Origin of the sequence: Vibrio sp. A2-1 (assembly GCF_021728355.1) — a bacterium.
Taxonomy (GTDB): Bacteria; Pseudomonadota; Gammaproteobacteria; order Enterobacterales; family Vibrionaceae; genus Vibrio; species Vibrio splendidus_K.
The window spans coordinates 199636-224348 of the sequence record NZ_JAKKCO010000005.1 but is presented as its reverse complement, the minus strand read 5'-3'; the positions used below and the strand labels follow the sequence as shown (position 1 = coordinate 224348).

General features: G+C 44.7%; 21 protein-coding genes. 16 read left to right on the top strand and 5 right to left on the bottom strand.

Translation table 11 applies throughout. The annotated features are described in order from the left end of the window. Positions 1-176 precede the first annotated feature (176 nt). Positions 177-1370 carry an NAD(P)/FAD-dependent oxidoreductase gene (locus L3V33_RS17545; RefSeq protein WP_171313174.1) on the top strand — a complete coding sequence of 398 codons (1194 nt, stop codon included), beginning with the start codon at positions 177-179 and terminating at the stop codon, positions 1368-1370. 176 nt (positions 1371-1546) lie between these two features. On the opposite strand, the gene L3V33_RS17540 is transcribed toward L3V33_RS17545, so the two are convergent. Then, positions 1547-2440, bottom strand: a complete 894-nt coding sequence (locus L3V33_RS17540; protein ID WP_017086337.1) for a DMT family transporter — start codon at positions 2438-2440, stop codon at positions 1547-1549. A 138-nt stretch (positions 2441-2578) separates the two neighbouring features. Between L3V33_RS17540 and rmuC the strand changes: the two genes are divergently transcribed. From rmuC to tatC, 7 genes are all read left to right on the top strand, one after another. Further along, positions 2579-4111 (top strand): DNA recombination protein RmuC, encoded by a 1533-nt coding sequence (gene rmuC, locus L3V33_RS17535; protein WP_114634324.1) that lies wholly within the window; start codon positions 2579-2581, stop codon positions 4109-4111. A gap of 65 nt (positions 4112-4176) precedes the next feature. Beyond that, complete coding sequence (ubiE, locus tag L3V33_RS17530) at positions 4177-4956, top strand: bifunctional demethylmenaquinone methyltransferase/2-methoxy-6-polyprenyl-1,4-benzoquinol methylase UbiE (protein ID WP_026012235.1); 780 nt, start codon at positions 4177-4179, stop codon at positions 4954-4956. Between the two features lie 97 nt (positions 4957-5053). Next, positions 5054-5659, top strand: coding sequence for an SCP2 domain-containing protein (locus tag L3V33_RS17525; RefSeq protein WP_102332587.1), 606 nt, complete (start codon positions 5054-5056; stop codon positions 5657-5659). Then, the gene (gene ubiB, locus L3V33_RS17520) at positions 5656-7290 is read left to right on the top strand and encodes a ubiquinone biosynthesis regulatory protein kinase UbiB (protein ID WP_237290912.1); all 1635 of its coding nucleotides are present in this window, start codon (positions 5656-5658) and stop codon (positions 7288-7290) included. Before L3V33_RS17525 ends, ubiB begins: the two co-directional genes overlap by 4 nt. A gap of 54 nt (positions 7291-7344) precedes the next feature. Further along, on the top strand, positions 7345-7599 hold the full coding sequence (tatA, locus tag L3V33_RS17515; RefSeq protein WP_004735565.1) for a Sec-independent protein translocase subunit TatA: 255 nt from the start codon (positions 7345-7347) through the stop codon (positions 7597-7599). 3 nt (positions 7600-7602) lie between these two features. Beyond that, the gene (gene tatB / locus L3V33_RS17510; protein ID WP_004735566.1) at positions 7603-8010 is read left to right on the top strand and encodes a Sec-independent protein translocase protein TatB; all 408 of its coding nucleotides are present in this window, start codon (positions 7603-7605) and stop codon (positions 8008-8010) included. A gap of 148 nt (positions 8011-8158) precedes the next feature. After that, positions 8159-8914, top strand: coding sequence for a twin-arginine translocase subunit TatC (gene tatC / locus L3V33_RS17505; protein WP_171328722.1), 756 nt, complete (start codon positions 8159-8161; stop codon positions 8912-8914). 346 nt (positions 8915-9260) lie between these two features. Here tatC and L3V33_RS17500 read toward each other — a convergent pair whose 3' ends face one another. Further along, positions 9261-10022: a TatD family hydrolase gene (locus L3V33_RS17500; RefSeq protein WP_054548002.1), complete on the bottom strand. Its 762-nt coding sequence runs from the start codon at positions 10020-10022 to the stop codon at positions 9261-9263. A gap of 208 nt (positions 10023-10230) precedes the next feature. Between L3V33_RS17500 and hemB the strand changes: the two genes are divergently transcribed. From hemB to polA, 3 genes are all read left to right on the top strand, one after another. Further along, positions 10231-11274, top strand: a complete 1044-nt coding sequence (hemB, locus tag L3V33_RS17495; protein WP_004735569.1) for a porphobilinogen synthase — start codon at positions 10231-10233, stop codon at positions 11272-11274. 78 nt (positions 11275-11352) lie between these two features. Then, positions 11353-11787: a GNAT family N-acetyltransferase gene (locus tag L3V33_RS17490; RefSeq protein ID WP_004735570.1), complete on the top strand. Its 435-nt coding sequence runs from the start codon at positions 11353-11355 to the stop codon at positions 11785-11787. 678 nt (positions 11788-12465) lie between these two features. Next, on the top strand, positions 12466-15264 hold the full coding sequence (gene polA, locus L3V33_RS17485; RefSeq protein WP_237290911.1) for a DNA polymerase I: 2799 nt from the start codon (positions 12466-12468) through the stop codon (positions 15262-15264). A 507-nt stretch (positions 15265-15771) separates the two neighbouring features. Here polA and L3V33_RS17480 read toward each other — a convergent pair. Both L3V33_RS17480 and yihA read right to left on the bottom strand, forming a co-directional pair. Beyond that, the gene (locus tag L3V33_RS17480) at positions 15772-16371 is read right to left on the bottom strand and encodes a hypothetical protein (protein ID WP_017081700.1); all 600 of its coding nucleotides are present in this window, start codon (positions 16369-16371) and stop codon (positions 15772-15774) included. Positions 16372-16601: 230 nt separating this feature from the next. Next, positions 16602-17261 (bottom strand): ribosome biogenesis GTP-binding protein YihA/YsxC, encoded by a 660-nt coding sequence (gene yihA, locus L3V33_RS17475; RefSeq protein ID WP_054547998.1) that lies wholly within the window; start codon positions 17259-17261, stop codon positions 16602-16604. A 148-nt stretch (positions 17262-17409) separates the two neighbouring features. Between yihA and L3V33_RS17470 the strand changes: the two genes are divergently transcribed. From L3V33_RS17470 to hemN, 5 genes are all read left to right on the top strand, one after another. Next, on the top strand, positions 17410-18027 hold the full coding sequence (locus L3V33_RS17470; protein ID WP_004735574.1) for a c-type cytochrome: 618 nt from the start codon (positions 17410-17412) through the stop codon (positions 18025-18027). 557 nt (positions 18028-18584) lie between these two features. Continuing rightward, positions 18585-19223, top strand: a complete 639-nt coding sequence (locus tag L3V33_RS17465; RefSeq protein ID WP_004735576.1) for a class I SAM-dependent methyltransferase — start codon at positions 18585-18587, stop codon at positions 19221-19223. Beyond that, positions 19223-19780 carry a Der GTPase-activating protein YihI gene (yihI, locus tag L3V33_RS17460; protein ID WP_004735577.1) on the top strand — a complete coding sequence of 186 codons (558 nt, stop codon included), beginning with the start codon at positions 19223-19225 and terminating at the stop codon, positions 19778-19780. Before L3V33_RS17465 ends, yihI begins: the two co-directional genes overlap by 1 nt. Before the next feature lie 6 nt (positions 19781-19786). Then, entirely contained in the window at positions 19787-20275 is a 489-nt protein-coding gene (locus L3V33_RS17455) for a DUF2489 domain-containing protein (RefSeq protein WP_017079341.1), read from the top strand. A 345-nt stretch (positions 20276-20620) separates the two neighbouring features. Next, complete coding sequence (gene hemN, locus L3V33_RS17450; RefSeq protein WP_017095620.1) at positions 20621-22012, top strand: oxygen-independent coproporphyrinogen III oxidase; 1392 nt, start codon at positions 20621-20623, stop codon at positions 22010-22012. A gap of 86 nt (positions 22013-22098) precedes the next feature. On the opposite strand, the gene L3V33_RS17445 is transcribed toward hemN, so the two are convergent. Then, positions 22099-24663 carry a GGDEF and EAL domain-containing protein gene (locus tag L3V33_RS17445; protein WP_237290910.1) on the bottom strand — a complete coding sequence of 855 codons (2565 nt, stop codon included), beginning with the start codon at positions 24661-24663 and terminating at the stop codon, positions 22099-22101. Between the last annotated feature and the right edge of the window lie 50 nt (positions 24664-24713).

The window sequence follows — 24713 nt, the reverse complement described above, 5'->3', positions numbered from 1 at the left end:
TGGTTTTGCTGCTGTCTGCAAATTGTACAATTGAACATCAATTGCAAAGTTTAAAATTGTCGCTAGAATAGCGAGCAATTAGTAAGGATGTGCTGTTTATGCACATCCTTTTTTATTGATGGCATTTCGAGAACAGGGCGTACTCGAGGTGCAAAAGTGAAGAAAGCAGAACCCCAATGAGTGAAAAGTTTGATGTAATCGTAATTGGCGCGGGCGCCGCGGGCTTAATGTGTGCTGCGGAAGCGGGTAAACGTGGCCGACGAGTGCTGGTGGTTGATCATGCAAAGAAACCAGGCAGAAAAATTTTAATCTCAGGTGGCGGCCGTTGTAACTTCACTAACTATGATGTTTCAGCCAACAACTTCCTATGTAACAACCCTCACTTCGTGAAGTCAGCTTTATCTCAATACACCAACTGGGATTTTATCTCGATGGTGAGCAAGTACGGTATTGAGTTCGAAGAGCGAGACCACGGCCAATTGTTCTGTGTGAATGACCACACTGCAAAAGACATCGTGAGCATGTTGCTTGAAGAGTGTAAGCAGGCGAAAGTTGAACAGCGCTACCGTTGTGATGTTCACTCCATCGAAAAAACAGACGCTGGCTTTAAAATGCATCTTAATACCGACGAAGTTGAGTGTGACTCACTTGTCGTAGCGACGGGCGGTTTATCGATGCCGAAACTAGGCGCGACGCCATTTGGCTATAAGATTGCCGAGCAGTTTGGTTTGTCTGTGATGCCGACTACAGCGGGTTTGGTGCCATTTACTCTGCATAAAGAAGACAAAGAAGCCTTTGCTGAGCTTTCAGGAATCGCGATTCCTGCCGAGATCACCGCGCAAGACGGCACCTTATTCAAAGAAGCGTTGCTGTTTACTCACCGCGGCCTATCTGGCCCTTCGGTATTGCAAATTTCTTCGTTCTGGAAAGCGGGTCAATCGGTTTCGATTAATCTAGTACCAGAAGTGGACGTTGCTGAACTACTTGAAAACTCTCGTGAGAAACACCCAAATCAGAGCCTGAAAAACACCTTAGCGAAAGCATTACCAAAGCGTTTCGTTGAGGTGTTGATTGATCGTAAAGAGCTGGAAGACAAGCCGCTCAAACAGTTCAACGAAAAGCAGCTGAATGACATTGTAGAGCATCTAGAGAACTGGAAAATTGCGCCAAACGGCACGGAAGGTTACCGAACGGCCGAAGTGACTCTAGGCGGTGTGGACACCAATCACCTATCTTCAAAAACCATGGAATGTAAGACGGTCTCTAGCCTCTACTTCATTGGTGAAGTCATGGACGTAACAGGTTGGTTAGGTGGCTACAACTTCCAATGGTGTTGGAGCTCTGGCTTTGCAGCAGGCCAGTGGGTTTAAGCTTTGAGCTTATCCATTAGATTTTAAATGACATAAAAATGGCGAGTCATATGACTCGCCATTTTTGTATCTATAAGCTGTAATCTAGCTCTAGATTCGAATTTATCGATAGCTTTTCGTGCTCAATCGAGTCTTTTAGCTCATTTACTCATTTACTCATTTACTCATTTACTCAGTCACGCAGGTTTGTTTTTTGAAAATTTGACCTGTTGAATCACCAAGCCGGCAATGATCAGTACCAAGCCAAACAGTGTCGCTGGGTGAATCTCTTCACCAATGATGGTTGAAAGTAGCATTAGCGAAATAAACGGTGAGGCAAAAATCAGATTGCTGATACGCGCTGTGTTGTTGGTCAGCTTCAGTGCTGATAGCCATAAGACAAAGGTAATGCCCATCTCAAACAGGCCTACGTAAGTCACAGCCATCCAACCTTTTGCTGTGATTTGGCTAAAGCTCTCGCCTTCGTAAATGGTTAAACCGATCGCGAAGGGCAATGCCACTAAGAAACCAAGCAATACGCCAATCACAGGGTCAGCCTTGTTTTTGGTGTTTAGAATCCAGTATCCCGCCCAAAGCAAGGTTGAAAGTAATGCCAGAGCCACACCGAGTGGACTATCGAACTGCATTCCTAGCACATCGCCTTTGGTGGCAATGACCACCACACCCGCATAACTGAAGGTACAAGCAATCCAATCTTGCTTACGAATCTTTTGCCCCAGAAAAACCGCCGCCATCAAGGTTAGCGTAATTGCCCAACTGTAGTTGATGGCCTGAGCTTGAGATGCTGGCAATAGGTCGTATGCTTTGAATAGAATCAGGTAGTAGGCCAGTGGATTGACCAGGCCGAGCAGTAGGTAATACCAAGGGTTTGAAAGAAACGTAGTGCTCAGCTGAGAAAGCTTGCCTTGAAAGGCGCAGATGGCGATCAGTGCCATTGATGACACTATGCTGGCAATGGTCAGCATTTGAATCGGCGAAAACTCAGCAAGGGTCAGCTTAAAAGCAGTAGCAACTGTTGACCACAGTAATACCGCGGAAAGGCCAAAGCCCAAGGCACGACGTTCGTTCATAGCAACTCATTCTAATTTGATGGGACAGAATACGGAGCGCCTAGTCTATCTGTCGAAATTTAATACGGCAAACTGGACATTTATCCAGTATCAAAATACCATTTAATGAGTTACTTCCAATTAGGCTAAATCATTATCATGCAATGGATTATCGAACATCAAGCACCGCTTATTGCTGCAATTTCTGGCGCGCTCGTCAGTGGCGGTGTGGTGGGTTGGTGGATCAAACAGAAGTTCTCTTTTCAACAGCGACTTCTTGAACAGCAGCTAGAGTCCGACCGTTTGCTGCATGAGTCTCAACAATCCCAGCTCAAATCCTCGCTTGCAGAGGCACAACAAGAGCTCAATGAGTTGGATGATGACCGAGACAAAGCGGCATTCGAGCTCAAGCAGGCGCACGGCAAGGTGATGGCCGCAATGGAAAAGCTGCGCTATTTTGAAGCCGTGAAACAAGAGCGCCAGCAGTACGCCGATGATATCAATGTTCTTAAGGAGCATAAGTCTGAGTTAGAGGCTGAACTTCGAGAACAAGAAGCAAGACACGATCAAGAAAACCTCGCCAACAATGAAAAGCTGCAACTGCTAGAACAAGCAGAATATCGACTTAAGCAGCAGTTTGAACTGTTAGCGAATCAACTTTTTGAGAGCAAAACCGCTAAGGTCGATCAACAAAACAAGCAAAGCTTAGAGGGTTTGTTGTCGCCGCTGAAAGAGCAATTAGAGGGCTTCAAGAAGCAAGTAAATGACAGCTTTAGCCAAGAAGCCAAAGAGCGTCATACCTTGGTGCATGAGCTTAAAAACCTGCAGCGTCTTAATGAGAGCATGACTCGTGAAGCTGTGAATCTGACTCAAGCTCTAAAGGGTGATAACAAGCAGCAAGGTAATTGGGGAGAGGTGGTACTTGCGCGAGTGCTCGCTGAATCAGGGCTGCGAGAAGGCCATGAATACCAAACTCAAGTGAACCTGCAAAACGATGCAGGCAAGCGTTACCAACCGGATGTGATTGTGCATTTGCCACAAGACAAGCAAGTGGTGGTGGATTCAAAAATGGCCTTGGTGGCGTTTGAGCGTTACTTCAATGCTGAGACCGATCAACAACGCGACGCAGCACTGCGTGATCATTTGGCTTCATTGCGAGCGCATATTAAAGGCTTGAGCCAAAAGGATTATCATCAGCTTAAAGGCATTCAGAGCTTGGATTATGTGTTGATGTTTATTCCGGTAGAGCCTGCGTTTCAGGTGGCGATTCAAGCCGACCCTAGCTTGGTCAAAGATGCGATGGAGCAAAACATTATCTTGGTCAGTCCTACGACCCTGCTGGTGGCACTGCGCACCATTGATAACCTGTGGCGTAATGACAGACAGAACCAGAACGCGCAAGTTATCGCTGAACGCGCGAGCAAGCTTTACGACAAATTACGCCTGTTCGTTGATGATATGGAAGGTCTCGGCAGTTCATTAGATAGAGCCAACCAAAGCTACCAAGGAGCAATGAATAAGCTAGTGACTGGGCGTGGCAATGTGATTCGTCAGGCTGAAAGCTTCAAACACCTTGGTGTTGAAGTGAAAAAGTCGATCTCGATTGGGATAGCTGAAATGGCGCAAAATGAGGCTTTTTCAGAAAATGTCTCTTTAGTAGAAAGACAACCTACTGAGGATAAAGTAAACTAATCGGCCGCAGTGCCTCTAAATAGAGAGTGTGCTGTCGATGAGAACTTACCATGGTAGATAACAGCATTATGGACACAAGCGTGCAGACAAATTCAGCAGTAGAGTCAGAAACCACACACTTTGGTTTCGAAACAGTCGCAAAAGACGAAAAAGTCGCGAAAGTAGCAGAGGTATTTCACTCTGTAGCCGCTAAATACGACATCATGAATGATCTAATGTCGGGTGGTGTTCACCGCTTGTGGAAGCGATTCACGATTGATTGCAGTGGCGTTCGCCCGGGTCAACGTATCCTAGATCTTGGTGGTGGTACTGGCGACCTGACTGCGAAATTCTCGCGTATCGTGGGTGAAAAAGGCCACGTGGTTCTTGCTGATATCAACAACTCAATGCTGAATGTTGGCCGCGATAAACTGCGTGATAGCGGTATTGTTGGCAACGTACATTACGTTCAAGCCAATGCTGAAGAGCTGCCTTTCCCAGATAACTACTTCGATTGCATTACCATCAGCTTCTGTCTGCGTAATGTTACCGACAAAGACCAAGCGCTGCGTTCAATGTACCGTGTGCTGAAGCCGGGCGGTCGTCTGTTGGTTCTTGAGTTTTCTAAGCCAGTACTTGAGCCTCTTTCAAAGGTTTACGATGCCTACTCTTTCCACCTGTTGCCAAAAATGGGTGAGCTGATTGCCAACGACGCAGACAGCTATCGTTACCTAGCAGAATCTATCCGCATGCACCCGAACCAAGAAACCTTGGAAGGCATGATGCAAGAAGCGGGTTTTGAAAATACGAAATACTTCAACCTAACGGGCGGCATTGTTGCGCTGCACCGTGGTTACAAGTTCTAGTCGAACTTGGTAGCAGGCTCGTAGGGCGTGCTAAAAATAAGAATAAAGACAGAACGGATAGGTTAAGGCTTATCCGTTTTCAAAGGTAAGGACAGTCATGCCATTTGATCCATTGGTAACCGCGGTTATTGAAACCTCTTTAAATACTTTCGTGAACGATGATCCAGCCTTGGTTCGTCGTTTGTCTCGTTTAAAGGGACAGATCATTCAAGTTAATTTGAAAGAGTTGAATAAAACACTCACTTTCGTTTTCAGCCAACAGATCGATGTGTTGTCGGAATACGAAGGGCAGCCTGATTGCTACCTATCTTTGAACCTATCGGTACTGCCTGAACTGCGTGAGCAATCGAACATCACCAAGCTGATCAAGCAAGATAAGCTGATCTTAGAGGGTGATATTCAACTGGCTCAGAAATTTGCTCAGCTGATGACAGACTGCAAGCCGGACTTAGAAGAGTGGCTATCGCGCGTAACGGGCGATGTGGTTGCGCATACCGTGGTACAAGGCGTTAAAAACGTCGGTGGTTTTGTGGCGAAGCAAGCAACTAAGCATCAAAACCATGTTGCTCAGATTCTGACAGAAGAGTGGAAGATTGCACCGGCTCCGTTAGAAGTAGTGCATTTTTGCGATCAGGTTGATGACGTAAAAAGCTCGGTAGCTCGCCTTGAAGCTAAGTTGAACGCTCTGTTGGAGAAAGCATGACCCCAACAGAACTGAAACGTCTTTATCATATTATCAAGGTACAGTTAGAGTACGGCCTTGATGAATTGATGCCTGAGCACCATTTGACTAAAGCCCCATTGTTAGCGAGAAAGTCTCTGTTTTGGCTCAAGAACAAGCATCAAGATAAAGAATTGGGTCAGCGCTTGCGTCTCGCTTTGCAAGAGTTAGGGCCTGTGTGGATCAAGTTTGGTCAAATGATGTCAACGCGTCGTGACCTATTTCCTCCTCATATCGCTGATCAATTGGCTTTATTGCAAGACCAAGTGGCGCCATTTGATGGTCAACTGGCCAAGCAAGACATGGAAAAGGCACTGGGTGGCAGTCTAGATAACTGGTTTACCGACTTTGATATCGAGCCATTGGCTTCTGCTTCTATTGCTCAGGTGCATACTGCAAAGCTAAAAGAGAGCGGCCGCGAGATTGTTCTGAAGGTAATTCGACCTGATATTCGCCCGGTGATTGATGCAGATCTAAAACTGATGCACCGAATGGCGCGTATAGTCGCTAAGTCTCTTCTTGAAGCACGTCGTTTGAAACCTGTTGAAGTCGTTCATGAGTACGAAAAAACGCTAATCGATGAACTGGACCTGCGCCGTGAGGCGGCAAATGCCATTCAGCTACGACGTAATTTTGAAGGCAGCGAAGAGCTGTATGTTCCAGAGGTTATCTCTGATTTAAGCAGTGAAAGCTTGATGGTGTCAGAGCGAATCTACGGTATTCAAGTATCGGATATCGCGACATTGGAAGCTAACGGCACCAGCATGAAATTACTGGCTGAACGTGGCGTGACGGTATTCTTTACCCAAGTATTCCGAGACAGCTTTTTCCATGCGGATATGCACCCAGGCAACGTATTCGTTAACCCTGAAAATCCAGAAAACCCTCAGTGGATTGGCTTAGATTGTGGCATTGTCGGCACGCTAAACAGTGAAGATAAGCGCTACTTAGCAGAGAATTTACTGGCTTTCTTTAATCGAGATTATCGTAAAGTTGCAGAGCTACATGTCGATTCAGGTTGGGTGCCACACGACACCAACGTTAACGATTTCGAGTTCGCGATTCGCATGGTGTGTGAGCCAATTTTTGCAAAACCACTTGGCGAGATCTCATTTGGCCATGTGTTGCTAAACTTATTTAATACAGCAAGACGTTTCAACATGGAGGTTCAACCTCAGTTGGTGCTTCTTCAAAAGACCTTGTTGTATGTCGAAGGCCTAGGCCGTCAGTTGTATCCGCAACTTGATTTGTGGGCAACGGCGAAGCCTTTCCTTGAAACCTGGATGATGAATCAGGTGGGGCCGCAAGCTGTGATTAACGCAGTAAAAGAGCGTGCGCCATTCTGGGCAGAAAAACTGCCAGAGCTGCCAGAGCTACTTTATGACAGCTTGCGCCAAGGTAAAGCCATGAACCACAGAATGGATCAGCTTTATCAAGGTTACCGAGATAGTAAGCGTCAGCAAGCAACAGGAAAGTTTTTGTTTGGCGTTGGAGCTACTTTAGTCGTATGCTCCGCAATATTAGTTTCAAGCCCTTATGAGCAGCTATCTATGGGCTGTGGCATCGCAGGTGTCACATTTTGGCTGCTAAGTTGGCGAGCTTACCGTCGTTAGACAGTAGACTCCCTTAATATTTTTTATGTGTAGACAGACCCGAGGACAATGACAATGGGTGGTATCAGTATTTGGCAACTTCTAATCATTGCTGTGATTGTAATTTTACTTTTCGGAACGAAGAAACTGCGCGGCATGGGCGGTGACTTAGGTTCAGCGGTGAAAGGCTTCAAAAAAGCAATGAGCGATGAAGACAAGCCTGCAGATAAGAAAGACGCAGACTTTGAACCAAAGAACATTGAACAGCAGAAGAAAGAAGCTAGCGCTGAAACGACTGCTGAAACAAAGAAAGACAAAGAGCAGGCGTAAATCGTGTTTGATATCGGTTTTTGGGAACTGGTATTAATATCTGTCGTTGGGTTAGTCGTTTTAGGACCTGAGCGTTTGCCTGTGGCGATTCGCAGTATTTCCAAGTTTGTTGGACAAGCGAAAAGCATGGCAAATAGTGTGAAAGATGAACTTTCTCATGAGCTTAAGGTGCAAGAGCTGCAAGAAAACCTACGCAAGGCGGAAAAAATGGGTATGGAAGATTTATCTCCAGACCTAAAAGCATCAGTTGATGAACTTAAGCAGGCCGCTGCTCAAGTTCAACGCCCGTATGCTAAGCCTGAGTCTGATAAGCCGAGTGAGACTGAACCTAGTGTCACGGAAACTGTGGAATCTGAAACCATTCAGGTTAACAGTGAAGCTTCAGCACCGTCAGATAAGAAAGCCGAATAGTCTCGCAAGGAGGAGTCGCCAGATACTTGAGTCGCTAGATGTTTAAGTCGATAGCTATTTAAGTAGATATCTATTCAAGTGGATACCAATTCAACTGGATAGATAGGTGCGCGGCTCCTTTTCGATCTTCCTGTTTAAGAGGTTTGACATGTCTTCGACTGAGCAGACACAGCCTTTAATTAGCCATCTTCTAGAACTGCGTAATCGCCTATTGCGCGCGATTGTTGCGGTTCTGGTGGTGTTTGTTGGGCTAATTTATTTCGCTAATGATATTTATGAGTTCGTCTCTGCACCTTTGGTAGATCGCTTACCTGAAGGCGCGACGATGATCGCAACAGATGTAGCGTCACCATTTTTCACACCCTTAAAACTGACCTTGATCGCGTCTATATTCCTCGCGGTTCCGTTTATTTTGTATCAGGTGTGGGCTTTTGTCGCTCCGGGCTTATACAAGCATGAGAAGCGCTTGATCATGCCGTTATTGGCTTCAAGCTCATTGCTGTTTTACTGTGGTGTGGCGTTCGCTTACTTCATTGTATTCCCGTTGGTATTTGGCTTTTTTACCGCTATATCATTGGGGGGAGTAGAGTTCGCAACCGACATATCGAGTTATCTTGATTTTGTACTCGCGCTGTTCTTTGCCTTTGGTATCGCTTTTGAAGTGCCAGTCGCCATTATCTTGCTATGTTGGACGGGTGCAACGACACCTAAAGAACTGGCAGAGAAGCGTCCTTACATTGTTGTCGGTGCGTTTATTGTCGGCATGATGCTAACGCCGCCTGATATGATTTCGCAGACACTGTTGGCGATTCCAATGTGTATTCTGTTTGAGATTGGCCTGTTCTTCGCGCGTTTCTATGTGCGTAAATCAGATGCGGATGAAGAGGAAGAAGCGGAGTCTTAATTCGCAGATGCTATGTTCGCAGATGCTAAAGCAGTAGTCATTACGGATGAGCATGATCGTTAGAGTTCTTCAGTAAAAATCACATAATAAAAAAGCGGCCCTAGGCCGCTTTTTTATTATGTCTGTTTATCGAATCTTTAACTGATAACCACAGTTTTGGCATATATAGAGCTCTTTGATGCCCCAAATTTTATGCCATAGAGTTCGATGTTGACGTTGTAAGTGTTGTGAATGGTCACACATAATCAACTACCTCCATATGCAGGCGGTTGATAGTATACATATCACATTGTTTTCTCAAATAAATTGAGGGTAAATCCGTAATATTCACTTATTAATAGATTCATCATAGATTAAATAATGATTTAGCATTGATGGTGGTTATGTTTTCGACTTCTTCAAGGGTAATTCCGCGTAATTCAGCGACGCGTTTTGCCACCAGTTCGGTGTACGCGGGCTCGTTGCGTTTACCGCGATTCGGTGTTGGTGCCAAATACGGGCAATCTGTCTCTAGGATGACGTAATTCATATCAAGATGTGGGATTACCTTATCCATCCCCGAGTTCTTAAAGGTCGATACGCCGCCTAAACCTAAATGAAAGCCTAGCTCGTTGATCGCTTGAGCTTCCTCTAAGCTGCTGCCAAAGCAGTGGAATACGCCGCGTAAGCTTCCATCTTGTTCTTTGCGAAGTAGGGTGAGTGTTTCTTCAATGGAATCTCGCGTGTGGATCACCACAGGTAGATTGAGCTCTTTTGCCCACTGCAGCTGAGTCACAAACGCCATCTCTTGTTCTGCTTTAAAGGTTTTATCCCAGTACAGGTCGATACCTATCTCACCCACGGCGATAAAGTCATGCTTATCGAACCAAGCTCGAATGGTTTTCAGGGTCTGCTCGATATTTGCATCCACATAACAAGGGTGTAAGCCCATCATTGAACGACACACCTCAGGGAATTGTGCTTCCGTCGCTAACATGGGTTCGATAGATTCTAAATCGATGTTAGGTAATAGAATGGTATCAATACCTTGAGCCAGTGCACGCTGCACCACTTGTTCACGGTCTTCGTCGAATTCACTCGCGTAAATATGGGCATGGGTGTCGATCATTATTTTGTCCTGAAAGCGGTTTGTACTGAGTTGTCATGAGTATACGGCAGTGTGAGGAGAAGGTCATTTTTTGCCATTTATCCCTTTTTTTGAATGGGTTTTTCGCTTTACTGCTAGCGTCCTGAGCCATCAGTGATATGCTTTTGCCAGTATTTAGCACTTTTCATATCTAAGCATTTTGGTGTTTAGACTAGGCAAGGAGAATCTAGTGTCTGTTTCAATTCAAGGTCAATTCCCAGGTCGTCGTATGCGTCGTATGCGTAAACATGACTTTAGCCGTCGCTTAATGGCAGAAAATCAGTTGTCTGTAGATGACCTAATCTACCCAATGTTTATCTTGATGGGTAAAGAGCGCCGTGAGCCTGTAGAGTCAATGCCAGGTGTTGAGCGTCTGTCTATCGACCTTATGCTTGAGGAAGCGGATTACCTATCAAAATTGGGTGTTCCTGCAATTGCTCTGTTTCCGGTAGTGAACCAAGATGCTAAAAGTTTATGCGCGGCTGAAGCTCATAACTCTGAAGGTTTGGTACAACGAGCAGTACGCTTACTCAAAGAGCACGTGCCAAATATGGGTGTGATTACTGACGTAGCACTGGATCCGTTCACTACTCACGGTCAAGACGGCATCATCGATGAAGATGGTTACGTGATGAATGACGAGACGACTGAAGTCTTAATCAAGCAGGCTCTGTCTCATGCTGAAGCGGGTGCTGATGTGGTTGCACCGTCGGATATGATGGATGGCCGTATTGGTAAAATCCGTGAAGCGTTAGAAGAAGCTGGCTACATTCATACTCAAATCATGGCGTACTCTGCAAAATATGCATCGTGCTACTACGGCCCATTCCGTGATGCAGTTGGCAGTGCTTCGAACCTGAAAGGCGGTAACAAGAAGAACTACCAGATGGATCCAGCCAACAGCGATGAAGCGATTCATGAAGTCGCGATGGATCTTAATGAAGGTGCGGACATGGTGATGGTGAAACCAGGCATGCCTTACCTTGATATTGTTCGTCGTGTTAAGCACGAACTGCAAGCGCCTACGTTTGCTTACCAAGTATCTGGTGAGTACGCGATGCATAAAGCGGCGATTCAAAACGGCTGGCTGAAAGAGCGCGAAACCGTAATGGAATCACTGTTGTGCTTTAAGCGTGCTGGCGCAGATGGCATCCTGACGTATTTCGCTAAAGATGTCGCAGAGTGGCTTGCTGAAGATAACGCACAAGCTGCTGAGCACTTGCAAGGCAAGTAAGTACGATCAAGCAAACCATATGATCACCAAAGGGTTGGCCGTTGTGCCAGCCCTTTTGTTTTATGAGGATGAAACAAGATGTCTGTCATTGTGCGTGAAGGCTCATTAGAAGAGGTTGTTTCTGTTGTTGAACAGATTGCCGAGTTCGCCAGAAAAGAGAGTGTAGCGTCTTTATCGGAGCGACTAGCGGGTAAAACAAGCCTGATCCTCGTTGCTGAAGAGGCGGGTGTGTTACTGGGTTTTAAGATCGGTTATGAATTGGATGAAAACACGTTTTACAGCTGGTTTGGGGGCGTGTTACCGATCGCAAGGAATAAAGGCGTTGCACAGGCGCAATTAGATATTCAAGAACAGTGGGTGAAGCAACAGGGCTACCAACAGCTGAAAGTGAAATCTCGTAACCTGTTTCCCGCGATGCTGCGTCTGTTATTGAAAAACGGTTACCTAATCGAAAAATTAGAAGAAAAAGAAGACATTAATGCCCATAGAATTCATTTTCTGAAGCAAATTTGAGCACTGTGGCTAACGGTTTATAAATTAAATGAGATTTATTATCATTTAAGTGTTGACTATTAAATGAGAATCATTATTATTAACTTCGTCTTAGGGAATGAGGAAATGTTCACAAGGATGTTAAGTACTCAAGTATTTACTTGGTTACCCAACAGAATTCTCGCGAACTTGTACTAAGTTCTTTTTGACACGACATTGCTCACATTGCTTCCAGTGTAATTTATAGCTTTTAGGTAAAGCTGTGGTATTCAATTTGAATGGCTTTACCGGTTTTTGCTAGGCGACATCTTCGGGTGTCGCTTTTTTTATACCTCCATTTCAACAAGATGCATATTTAGTGGCACGTTTTTTTATGAATAAAACGCCATCAGCATTCTTTTCCACAATGCAAGATCGAGAAAAGATCGTTGATCATATGTTCGATCTGTAATTTTATCCTTTATTTTCAATAGTTTATTTGCGTTTTTTTGGTGGTTTACCTTAGTTCTCAACAGGGTGGGTAAATAATATAAACAGAGTTATCCACAGAACGCTTGTGTCTAAGAACAAAAAATAACAACAAATCGATTATTACGAACACAACCGAGTGAACGGATACAGATCGACAACGTAGAATCCAACCAACAGACGTGGCATTCTTAACAGATAATTTCTGTACTTACTGGATTCACAAACATTATGGCTCGTATTCCTGATAATCCATTGATTCTGATCGATGGCTCTTCTTACCTATATCGCGCGTTCCATGCTTACCCTGGCACCATGAGCAATGGTGATATCCCAACGAATGCTGTTTATGGTGTGGTTAACATGCTACGCAGCATGATGCGTCAATTTGCTTCTGATCGTATTGCGGTTATTTTTGATGCGAAAGGGAAAACGTTCCGTGATGATATGTACCCAGAGTACAAAGCAAACCGCCCACCGATGCCTGACGATCTTCGTTGCCAGATAGAACCATTGCACAACGTGATTCGTGCGATGGGTTTGCCACTTATCTCTATTCCTGGCGTTGAAGCAGATGACGTGATTGGTACGTTGGCTTCTCAAGCTTCTGCGATGGGTATGCCTGTGCTTATCAGTACCGGTGATAAAGATATGGCGCAGCTGGTCGATGACAACGTTACTCTGATCAACACCATGACCAACGTGGTGATGGATCGTGAAGGTGTTATTGAGAAGTTTGGTATTCCGCCTGAGCTTATTATCGATTATCTCGCGCTGATGGGCGATAAAGTGGATAACATTCCGGGCATTCCAGGTGTTGGCGATAAGACTGCGACGGCATTGCTGCAAGGTATCGGTAGTATCGAAAAGTTGTATCAAAATCTTGATGATATTGCGGCGCTTGGTTTCCGTGGTTCGAAAACCATGGCTAAGAAGCTAGCTGATAATAAAGACAATGCTGATATGTCTTACCAGCTTGCGACGATTAAGTTAGATGTTGAACTTGAAGAGACACCAGAGTCACTCGTTAAAGCTCAGCCAAATATCGACGAGCTGATCAAACTATACGGCCAACTGGTTTTCAAATCTTGGTTGAACGAGCTGCTTGAAGGTGGCAGTGGTGTGGTTGAAGCGGATGAAAGATCTGCAGCAACGGGAGCTGGTGCTTCTGCAGCAACGTCTACCGTGGAGATGAATACGTCTGCCGTGACGATTGATCGCAGCAACTACGAAACGATTCTAGATGAAGCGTCATTCAATGTTTGGCTAGAAAAGCTTAAAGCCGCTGAATTGTTTGCTTTCGATACTGAAACAGACAGCTTAGATTACATGGTCGCAAACCTCGTTGGCTTGTCATTCGCAACCGAAGAAGGCGTTGCTGCTTATGTACCGGTTGCTCATGATTACCTAGATGCACCGCAGCAGCTGGACCGTGATTGGGTACTTGAACAGCTTAAGCCGATTCTTGAAGATGATGCTCAAGCAAAAGTGGGTCAAAACCTGAAGTACGATATGAGTGTGCTAGCTCGCTACGGTATCGAGATGAAAGGCATCAAACACGACACTATGCTGGCGTCTTACGTTTTCAATAGCGTAGGTGGCAAGCACGATATGGACAGCCTAGCGCTACGCTTCCTACAGCATAGCTGCATCTCATTTGAGCAAATCGCAGGTAAAGGTAAGAAACAACTTACTTTCAACCAGATTGAGCTGGGTGAAGCGTCTCCATACGCTGCAGAAGATGCTGACGTGACACTACGTCTGCATAACCGCCTGATGGAAAACATCGAGCAAGATGAAAAGCTTAAAACCATCTATGAAGAAATCGAAGTACCACTGATTCCTGTGATGTCTCGCATTGAGCGTACTGGCGTATTCATCGATGACATGCTGTTAGGGGCTCAATCACAAGAGATTGCGGTTCGTCTGGATGAGTTAGAGCAGAAAGCTTACGAGATTGCAGAGCAAGAGTTCAACATGAACTCGCCAAAACAGCTGCAAGCGATCCTGTTTGAAAAAATGGGTCTACCGGTTATCAAGAAAACGCCATCAGGTGCGCCTTCAACTAACGAAGAAGTGTTGCAAGAGCTGGCCCTTGATTACCCGTTGCCTAAGCTGATCATTGAGTATCGTGGCCTTGCGAAACTGAAGTCTACTTACACAGATAAACTGCCGAAGATGATCAACGCTGAAACGGGTCGCGTTCATACTTCTTACCACCAAGCGGTAACGGCAACCGGTCGTTTGTCTTCGACTGATCCAAACCTACAAAATATCCCAATTCGTAATGAAGAAGGTCGTCGTATTCGCCAAGCATTCGTTGCACAACATGGTTGGAAGATCCTAGCGGTCGATTACTCTCAAATTGAATTGCGTATCATGGCGCACCTATCGGCTGATAAAGCGCTGCTGGAAGCGTTCCAACAAGGCAAAGATATTCACGCGGCAACGGCTGCTGAGATTATCGGCGTGGCTATTGATCAAGTTACCACTGAACAGCGTCGTCGTGCTAAAGCCGTTAACTTCGGCCTTATTTACGGCATGAGTGCCTTTGGCTTGGCTAAGCAACTGGGGATTCCTCGTGGTGAAGCACAGCACTACATGGACACTTACTTTGAACGCTACCCTGGTGTAATGCAGTACATGGAAGACACACGCAGCGCTGCTTCAGAGCAAGGCTTCGTTGAAACCATTTACGGTCGTCGGTTGCACCTGCCTGAAATCCAATCTCGTAATGGCATGCGTCGTAAAGCCGCTGAACGTGCGGCGATCAATGCACCGATGCAAGGTACTGCAGCAGACATCATTAAGAAAGCGATGTTGTTAGTGGATGAGTGGATTCAAGCGGAAGGCGATGGTCGTGTGAAGCTATTGATGCAAGTACACGATGAATTGGTATTTGAAGTTCAAGAGTCAGCTTTAGCCGAAATTGAAAGTAAAGTACAAGAATTGATGGAGTCAGCCGCTGATCTAGAAGTACCGTTAGTCGCGGAAGCAGGCCACGGTGACAACTGGGATCAAGCCCACTAATCAGTTTTTGACCTTATTGAGTGAATTAGTATGAGCCAGTGCACAAACACTGGCTTTTTTTTGTCTCGAATAAAGTTAAACCGTAAGAAGAATTTAGGTGTTTTAATAAAACATTCATGAAAAAAAACTACAAAAATTGTTTTCATTTCTGAGCAATTGTTGTACATTAAATCTTGTAGGGTACAGAGGTAAGATGTTCTATCTTTCAGACCTTTTGTTTCACGTTATTGGATTAGGCTGATTCAGCCGCCCCAGTCAGTATTTGACTGGGGCGTTTTTTCTTGTGCGAAAGAAAAATATTTCTAACCTACTATTACTCCCGTAAACTCACCCTTTTTAGTGTCTTTTCTTACGCTTTCTCAAGCACAGTGATAAACACCTGATTTGCCTTAGATCTGGAACTCGATCAGCATTTGGTAATTTAAATCCGTCTCTCATTTGATTGTTTTATCATTTAAAATAACTTTTATTTTACAAGTTGCCGATAAAGGATTGATCGCTTACACCTTACTTATCAGTGTATTGAGTGGGTGAATGCTCAATGTAATCCATGATTTCTTGTTGTTTCTCAGTACTGTATTTCAGCGCTTCGGCGGTGATTTGGATGGATTGCGCCATAGAAGAGATATTGTTGGTCGCTTTCACCAAGGTTTGCTGCATGGGTTTTAGGATAAGTAGGTAGATAGCAGTCAAAGCGATGACAATGACAGCGATAACGGCTGCTAACGCAATGATGATCTTGGTCTGAATATCATCCAACAGCATTTGACTGGTCTTTTTAAAGGCGAGTCGAGATTGGTCTAAGGCTTGTGGGAGCTGATTGAGTGATGTCTTGGTTGAGCTCGCAAGCTTGTTGATGCTTTCAACGGTTTGGTTCAGAGCTTGTTGTTGGTCTTCACTAAGGTTGGGGTTGTTGACGATCGCCTGCAAAGATTGCGATATCACCTCAAGAGACTCACTCGCATCTTGAGCGTATTTTTCCATACCATCCAAGTCCAAGGTCATATCAACATTGATCAGTGGGGCTTGTTCTTGTTCTGCTTCAGAGGCGAACCCTGTCAATGAGACCAGCATTAGTGCAATGATGGCCAACGGTGTTTTCCACATGAGTATTCCTTTCTCATTGTTCTGTTTATTTAGATGTGTCTTTTAGTATGGTTCACTTCTCTCGTTTCTAACTGGTTAATCTTGTCTTTAATTCTCAAGACTTAGGTTTAACTCACTAATTTTTGGGAAAAAAAATACCCCACCTATATGAGGAAGGGTATTAATAAGGCTAAATCACTTGCTGTAAGTGCTTTAACTTCTAATTATAGATAAAGCTATAGATAGAAGAACTACTCTGCGTCGTTGTGCTCTTCGTCAGCCAGTTCATCAAGAATCTGGTCAGCAAAAGCTGGGGCAAACCACTCATCCATCTTGGCTCGCAGTTGATCAACGCCGATGCCCTTCATTGAAGAGAAGACATCAACCGCTACATCACCACCGAAAGATTTCGCATCATTACGGATTTTCAGTAGTTGCGCTTTACGAGCGCCACTTTTCAGTTTGTCTGCTTTTGTTAACAAAACTTGTACTGGGATGCGGCTATCGATAGCCCAGTAGATCATTTGTTGGTCAAGGTCTTTCATTGGGTGACGGATATCCATCAATACCACTAAACCTTTCAAGCTTTCGCGTCGCTGTAGGTATTCACCTAGCGATTTCTGCCATTTTTTCTTCAGCTCAAGAGGGACTTGAGCAAAGCCATATCCAGGTAAATCGACGATATGACAACCGTCCGTTACCTTAAATAGGTTAATTAGCTGAGTTCGACCGGGTGTTTTACTGGTTTTCGCCAAGCCTTTTTGGTTTGTAACGCGATTTAGCGCGCTAGATTTACCAGCATTGGAGCGTCCTGCAAACGCAATTTCGATCCCTTCGTCTTCTGGTAAATGACGAATATCAGGTGCACTGGTAATGAAATGCGTGTTTTGATAATGAATTTTTACGCTCACTGTTAACTCCATCTCGACTTTGTGTAGTCGATTGATTACTTTTTTGTGAATTTGTGTAAAATAACCGTGCTCGGCATAAGGTCGCCTATTGTACCATGAGTGGCAACATAGAGTGGTACTGGAAGCTTGATAATTATAATGGAATGTCATGAAGAAATTAGCGCTAATTTTGAGTCTTTTAGCCAGCTGCTCAGTATGGGCTCAAGGTAGTATTGAAGCTGGTAAAGCCAAATCACAAACATGTGTTGCCTGCCACGGTGCTGACGGCAACAGTCTGATCACGCAGTACCCTAAACTGGCTGGTCAACATGAGAAGTACCTAGAGAAGCAGTTAAAAGAGCTTAAGCTCGGTATGACCAGTGGTGGTAAGCAAGGTCGTAATGAACCTGTAATGGGTGCAATGGCGATGTCTTTATCTGAAGAAGATATGGCTGACCTAGCGGCGTACTACGCATCGCTACCTATCTCTAGTAACTCTACTCCTGAGAATGTAGTAGATGAAGGTAAGGTTCTTTACACCGCGGGTAACGCAGAACGCGGCGTAACGGCGTGTATTGCTTGTCACGGTCCACGTGGTAACGGTACCGAACTTTCTGGTTTCCCTAAGATTTCAGGCCAGCACGCAGATTACATCAAGGCTCAACTTGAGAAATTCCGCGATGGTAGCCGTAATAACGACATGAATGCGATGATGCGTGATGTAGCTAAAAAGTTAACAGACGCAGATATTGATACCTTATCGAAGTACGTTGGTGGTTTACACTAATATGTCGGTTTCTTGCTCTTAGCCAGAGTAAAGAAATGTACGCTCGAGCGAGATTGAAGAGACGCCCCGATCAGTAATGGTCGGGGCGTTTTCTTTTGTATTGGTTTTATTAATATGTTTTGCGCTGATGTCTGATTTACCAATGTGTGATCGATTTGTGTACAAAAGTGTGAACTTGAACTCTTGTAGTCTTTTTGTAACACGGTAAAGTAACGGCCATCAGCTAGGAGCTGACTTAGATACGGATGGTCATCTAGTCTAACGGTATAGACAGAAACGGATCAGGCTAGGACTGCCCAGCAACAAGGTGTTAGAAAAGGATAGCCAAAACTCATCAGGACGATGAACAACAAACAAATTTGGCATGGAAAGCACCAATAACAAATGGAGATTTGTGTACCAAGTTGAGTATGCAAATTTTGGCCGATATAGGCAGATTTAGAGAGCGATAGGTTTTCCTATCGCTTTTTTTATTGATTTGATGAAAAAACACCCAATACCTCTCCACTATAAACTCAGTTTCTGGTATGTTTCGCATCCCTGTTTAAGGATGTGCTATGTATACTTGTCCCTTATGCCATCACCAAGGCGTGAATCACTATTTTGAAGACAAACGCAGAGCCTATCTGCAATGTCAGCAATGTGAACTGGTATTTGTTAAACCTGAACAAAGGTTAGAAGCAAAAGAAGAGAAAGCACACTATGATCTCCATGAGAACGATCCTAGTGATGCAGGCTATCGCCGTTTTCTATCTCGCATCGCGGATCCATTAACAGACAAAATTTCATCTAACTCACACGGGTTGGATTTTGGTTGTGGCCCAGGCCCTACGCTATCTATTATGTTAGAAGAAGCCGGACACACCATGGAGTTGTACGATATCTATTACCACCCAGAAGCTTCTGTGTTGGAAAAAACGTATGACTTTATGACTGCCACTGAGGTGATAGAGCATCTTTATCACCCAGACAAAGTGTGGCAGCAATGGTTGAATTTAGTTAAACCCAAGGGCTGGATTGGTCTTATGACTAAACTAGTAATAGACGTAGACGCGTTTGCTGGTTGGCACTACAAGAATGACCCGACACATGTCGTCTTCTTTAGTCGTCAAACATTCCAGTTTTTGGCAGAGCGGGATAAGCTCGAACTAGAATTTTTTGGAAATGATGTAATTTTACTGAGGAAAGTGCAGTAATGGGTCGTAGTAAGAAATCAAGAAAACCGGGAGCACTTGGCGCTCCGGAACCTATGGTTACTCGTAACCGTAGTGAATCTGATGTTGAAGGTCGTGAACGTAAGCGTGTTAAAAAGCGTAAAGGCCTTAAGTCTGGCAGCCGTCACTCAGATGGTAGCGAAGCAAAACAGCGTAAAGCTGCACTAGCTCGCGACCCTCGTTTAGGCAGCAAGAAAAAAATCCCGCTGATTGTTGAACCAGCGAAGAAGTCGACCAAACAAGAGCGCAAGCTATCTAACGAACAAGAGTTAGAGATGCTTGAGAATGATGCTCAACTGAACACATTGCTAGATCGTATCGAAAATGGTGAAAACCTAGGTGCTGGCCTGCAGAAGTTTGTTGATGAGAAACTTGATCGTATCGAACACCTAATGGGCCGCTTAGGTCTGCTAGAGCCAGAAGACGATGAAGAAGAGATCTTCGAAGAAGCACCAGTTGCATCTAAGAAGAAAGCAAGCTCTGACGAAGACTTGCTATCTCAATTCGAAGATTTCGACTTAGACAGCTTTAAAGGTTAATAGCCAATGAACGTAACCTTATTAGCAATTGCTGGTGGAATTATCATTCTCGGCTTGGGCTCTTACGCAGGTTACCTTCTACTTCAAGTGAAGAAGCAGACGGAGTTGCAAAAGCAGCATCAAGCACTTGCCATTGAAAAACGTAACGCGACGATTTACGAAAACGTAAATACTCTGTGCTTAGCGGGTATTCAAGGCCAGTGTGACTTACCTGAGATCAGTATCCGAGTGTGTATCATTATGGATAACGTTCAGGGTGATGAGCGTGTCGATTTTGATTCTGAGTATCCTGCTCTTTCTGAGCTGTACCATATCGTAAAAGATATGGCTCGCGGAGACGGAAGGCAGGAACTGACGAAGAAAGAGCGCATGCAGCAGAATCTCACACGCCATAAGGCGGAGACTCGCTTGAATGATGCGGTCATTGAAGATTTGAAAAGGTTGCAGGAGAAGGTTAAGCCTCTCAACAACCAAATCAACATTCAGATGATCTAGTCACTAAGACTTTTAAATATAGAGGCTTGTTTAACATTTAGTTTTTAGACGCGCTGCTTTTAATACCTATGCATTTAAGACTTTTTTTCCTAAATGCATCTTGTTTTTAAGTCGCCTTGTCTTTAATAGACGATGTTAAATGAGCCTTCTTACCTTTTGCGTCTCGTTAATCCCGACGCTTTGTTAGTGATCAAGCTAGCAGTTCTGAGTTTTTGTCTGAAAAATTGATTTTGTCTTGGAACGACCTTACTGGTCGTGTGGCAAAATAACCCGTCTATATTTTAATGTATGTAAAATGATTTGAGAGACCTTAGGTTCTCGCGGATCTAAATTGGAATTACCGCTATGTCGAGCAAGCCAGTAACAACGAATCAGCAAATCGTTTGGGATCAAGAGATCTTAAACAAGTACAACTATTCGGGACCTCGTTACACTTCATATCCAACAGCGTTGGAGTTTCATGAAGCGTTTACCGTCGCTGATTACGACATGGCGTGTACTCAGTACCCTGAGCGTCCACTCTCTCTTTACGTACATATCCCGTTCTGTCATAAGCTTTGTTACTACTGTGGTTGTAATAAAGTCATTACTCGTCACTCGCATAAAGCGGATGAGTACTTAGATGTGATTGAACATGAAATCCGCCAGCGCGCCTCTTTGTTGAATGGCCGTCAAGTGACGCAATTGCACTTCGGTGGTGGTACGCCAACGTTCTTGACCAAAACACAAATTACTCGCTTGATGATGATTCTGCGTGAGGAATTTAACTTCACAGCTGACGCTGAAATCAGTATTGAAGTTGACCCACGTGAGATTGAGCTAGACGTACTTGACCACCTGCGTAACGAAGGCTTCAACCGCCTGAGCATTGGTGTGCAAGACTTCAATAAAGAAGTGCAGAAACTGGTTAACCGTGAGCAAGACGAAGAGTTCATCATTGCGATGGTTAAACGTGCGAAAGAGCTAGGCTTCCGTTCAACCAACCTTGATTTGATCTACGGCCTACCAAAGCAGACTCAAGCTTTGTTCGCGGAAACATTGAAGCAAGTGTTAGAAATGAAACCGGGTCGTTTATCGGTATTTAACTACGCACACATGCCGCAACTGTTTGCTGCGCAGCGTAAGATTAAAGATGAAGACTTACCTGAACCAAAAGAGAAAATGGCAATCCTCCAAGATACCATTGAGACTTTAACGGGCGCGGGCTACCAGTTCATTGGTATGGATCACTTTGCTCTGCCTGAAGACGAGCTAGCAGTAGCACAGCGTGAAGGTATTCTGCATCGTAACTTCCAAGGCTACACGACCCAAGGTGAAGCTGACCTAATTGGCTTCGGTGTTTCTGCAATCTCTATGGTCGGTGATGCTTACGCTCAAAACCAGAAAGAGCTGAAGAAGTATTACGCTCAGGTGAATGACCTTCGCCACGCGCTTTGGAAAGGTGTTGCTCTAGACAGTGACGACCTTCTACGTCGTGAAGTGATCAAACAGCTTATCTGTAATTTTAAGCTTGATAAAACCATGATCGAATCTGAGTTCTCGGTTAACTTTAATCGTTACTTCAAAGAAGATTTAGGGCTACTGCAAACCTTCATCAACGATGAGTTGGTTGAAGTCGACGACAAAGAAATCCGCGTGACTTTGCGTGGCCGTTTGTTGATTCGTAATATCTGTATGTGTTTCGATAAATACCTACGTGCTAAGGCTCGTCAACAGCAGTTCTCTCGTGTGATTTAATCGTTCGATTGAGAACAGAAATATAAAAAATGCCAGCATTATGCTGGCATTTTTGTGTCTATCTGTAAGTCAATTCTCTATCTACTTTACATCATGCTTTCTTTACTGCTTTGTTTTACGTTGCAGAGGTCGGTTGGCCATTGCTCAAAAGGAACCGGGCGGCTGTATAAGAACCCCTGTGCCTGCGGGCATTTCAGCTGTTTGAGTAGATCCGCTTGTTGCTGAGTTTCTACACCTTCTGCGACTATGCTTACCTTGAAGCCCTTGGTGATATTGACGATGGCTGCAACGATAGAGCTATCTAGGTTCTCTTTTTCGAGCTTGCTGACGAAGCTGCGATCGATCTTTAAGCAATCAAATGGCAGTTTGTGTAAATAAGCCAGTGACGAATAGCCGGTACCAAAGTCATCAATTGCAATCGAGATGCCTAATGCTTTTAGCGTCAGCATGTTATCGATGATGGCTGGGTCATTGTCGACGATGCGTGACTCAGTGATCTCTAGTGTTAGGTTGCTTGCTGGTAGCTTGGTGTCACGTAGCGTGCCTTTTACTTGTTCAACAAAGCCACTTTCACTCAGTTGATCGACCGAAAGGTTAACGTGAATAGAGAAGTCCTTGCTCCATTTTCCTGACTCAATCGCAATGGCAGTATCTCGACACGACTTATGTAGAATTTGCTTGCCGATATCGTAAATAAGCCCGCTCTCTTCAGCGAGAGGAATGAATTCAAGTGGTGAGACTATTCCTTCATCGGCTATCCAGCGTGCTAAAGCTTCAGCCCCAATGGTCGATCCGGATTCTAGATCAATAATAGGTTGATAGAAGGGTTCGAACTGTTGAAGTTCAATCGCTCGGTTCATCCGCGCTAGCATCTTCGTACGATGTCTTGATGCTTTACCCATCTCAGGGCTGTAAATGCTGACACTGGCTTTGTCTTGTTTTGCGTTGCTCAAAGCAATGCTACTACTACGCAGCAATAGCGCAATGTCGTGGACGTTAGATACACCGACGACGCCCATCGATACCTTAATGACGACACTTTCTGATTCCATTGAAAATGGGGAAGCAAAGGTTTGAAGCAAGCGATTAGTCAGTAGCTGAGCTTCCTTGCTTTGGATGACGTTCGGGGCGTAAATGGCGAATTCATCACCGCCAGTGCGAGCTAATAGGTAATCGGATGGTAATGTGCCTCTTAAACGAGCGGCCGCAATGATAAGCAATTGGTCACCATTGTAATGACCAAGGCTGTCATTGATGTCTCGGAAGCGATCAATACCCACTAAATAAAGTGTGCCTTTTTCGTTTGCAGGGTTTTTCTTGGCAGCGTCGATAAAGCCTTCTCGACTATATAATTTGGTTAGTGAGTCATAGGTAAGCTGAGACTGTAATGCTTGAAAGGAAGCCTTTAAGTTGTTGGCCATTTCATTGAATGACTCCACCAACATGCTGGTTTCATAGATATGCCCTGTCTTTGGCATGCTCGTGCCCCAATCACCTTTAGCAAGACGCTTTGCCGCATCCGCTGTTGAGGTGATGGGTTGGGTAACGCGATTAAACGCAATTAACCCAGCAATGACACCAATGCAACTCAGCGCTAGCCCGAGCAACCAACTGTTTCTTTGGTTTTCAGGTAATTCACCGAGTAGGTTGCTTTCAGGGATCGACATACCAATAAACCAAGTGATGCCGTGCTCATCTTCATAAGGGGTGATCTGGTTGAAGTATCGTTCGTTGTCTAGGCGAAAGCTAAAGCGCTGCACGCCCAAATTATCGATTAGGTGAAATTGGTCTACGTAGCTAGCACTTTCACGTATTACCGGGTTAGCACTCTCTGATGCCAGTAAGCGTTGGCCCTTATTGGTTTTCCCTGTTCCCCAAGAGACCACACTGCCTCCGCCCGAGTGAGCGACCAAGCGTTGCTGCTTATCAATGATATAAACAGAGGCATCCGTTTTATCTTTGAGTTCTTTGAGAAACGCATTAAAGGTATTGATCTTAATGTCGCTAACGACGACGGCTTTGAATTCGTTGTCATCATAGATAGGGGCGAGGGCAGATAAGGTGATCTCTTGTCGTTCATCTGCATTGGCATAAATTGGCGACCATACAGCCTTTTTTTGCGTAGCAACGGGTGTGTACCAAGGGCGGACTCTCGGGTCGTAACCTGAAATCACCGATCGAATGTCTTCGCTGATCTTGCTGCCACGGTAAATGACCAGCTGATCGTTAGTACGGTCGTCTTGTACCATCAAGGTATAGCCGTTGTTAGCCTCTTTACGAAAACCGACATAGTTACCATCTTCAGAACCAAAGCCGATCACATCGAGTTGAGGTATAGCTGTGAAATGGTCTGAAAACGTATAAAGAATGTAGTCTTGGACCTTGCTAAGGTTGCCCGCTTGATAAAGATGGTGGTAGCCAATGTTATGGCTGAGCGAGAGGTTGGCGTGAAATGGTTTTTCTAAAAAATTGGACAGGCTTTGATGAACATGGTCAGTAAGTGATGTTAGTTGGCGTGCACTAACATCACTCACCATCTCTTTGTAGCTTTGCTTTTGAGTGAAAACCATTACGCTCATAGTGAACAGAAAAATCATCACGAATGGCAGAACCACCGCGGTTCTCAATGTAATTTGTGTTTTCCAAGACATCTTTAGCTACAACTTTAGTGAATGGCATACCTTAATTGTACCGACACTAT

Coding starts and splice junctions, on each gene's coding strand:
- L3V33_RS17545 (WP_171313174.1), top strand. CDS start 177: ATGAGTGAAAAGTTTGATGTAATCGTAATTGGCGCGGGCGCCGCGGGC.
- L3V33_RS17540 (WP_017086337.1), bottom strand. CDS start 2,440: ATGAACGAACGTCGTGCCTTGGGCTTTGGCCTTTCCGCGGTATTACTG.
- rmuC (WP_114634324.1), top strand. CDS start 2,579: ATGCAATGGATTATCGAACATCAAGCACCGCTTATTGCTGCAATTTCT.
- L3V33_RS17525 (WP_102332587.1), top strand. CDS start 5,054: ATGCCATTTGATCCATTGGTAACCGCGGTTATTGAAACCTCTTTAAAT.
- ubiB (WP_237290912.1), top strand. CDS start 5,656: ATGACCCCAACAGAACTGAAACGTCTTTATCATATTATCAAGGTACAG.
- tatA (WP_004735565.1), top strand. CDS start 7,345: ATGGGTGGTATCAGTATTTGGCAACTTCTAATCATTGCTGTGATTGTA.
- tatC (WP_171328722.1), top strand. CDS start 8,159: ATGTCTTCGACTGAGCAGACACAGCCTTTAATTAGCCATCTTCTAGAA.
- L3V33_RS17500 (WP_054548002.1), bottom strand. CDS start 10,022: ATGATCGACACCCATGCCCATATTTACGCGAGTGAATTCGACGAAGAC.
- L3V33_RS17490 (WP_004735570.1), top strand. CDS start 11,353: ATGTCTGTCATTGTGCGTGAAGGCTCATTAGAAGAGGTTGTTTCTGTT.
- polA (WP_237290911.1), top strand. CDS start 12,466: ATGGCTCGTATTCCTGATAATCCATTGATTCTGATCGATGGCTCTTCT.
- L3V33_RS17480 (WP_017081700.1), bottom strand. CDS start 16,371: ATGTGGAAAACACCGTTGGCCATCATTGCACTAATGCTGGTCTCATTG.
- L3V33_RS17470 (WP_004735574.1), top strand. CDS start 17,410: ATGAAGAAATTAGCGCTAATTTTGAGTCTTTTAGCCAGCTGCTCAGTA.
- L3V33_RS17465 (WP_004735576.1), top strand. CDS start 18,585: ATGTATACTTGTCCCTTATGCCATCACCAAGGCGTGAATCACTATTTT.
- yihI (WP_004735577.1), top strand. CDS start 19,223: ATGGGTCGTAGTAAGAAATCAAGAAAACCGGGAGCACTTGGCGCTCCG.
- L3V33_RS17455 (WP_017079341.1), top strand. CDS start 19,787: ATGAACGTAACCTTATTAGCAATTGCTGGTGGAATTATCATTCTCGGC.
- hemN (WP_017095620.1), top strand. CDS start 20,621: ATGTCGAGCAAGCCAGTAACAACGAATCAGCAAATCGTTTGGGATCAA.
- L3V33_RS17445 (WP_237290910.1), bottom strand. CDS start 24,663: ATGTCTTGGAAAACACAAATTACATTGAGAACCGCGGTGGTTCTGCCA.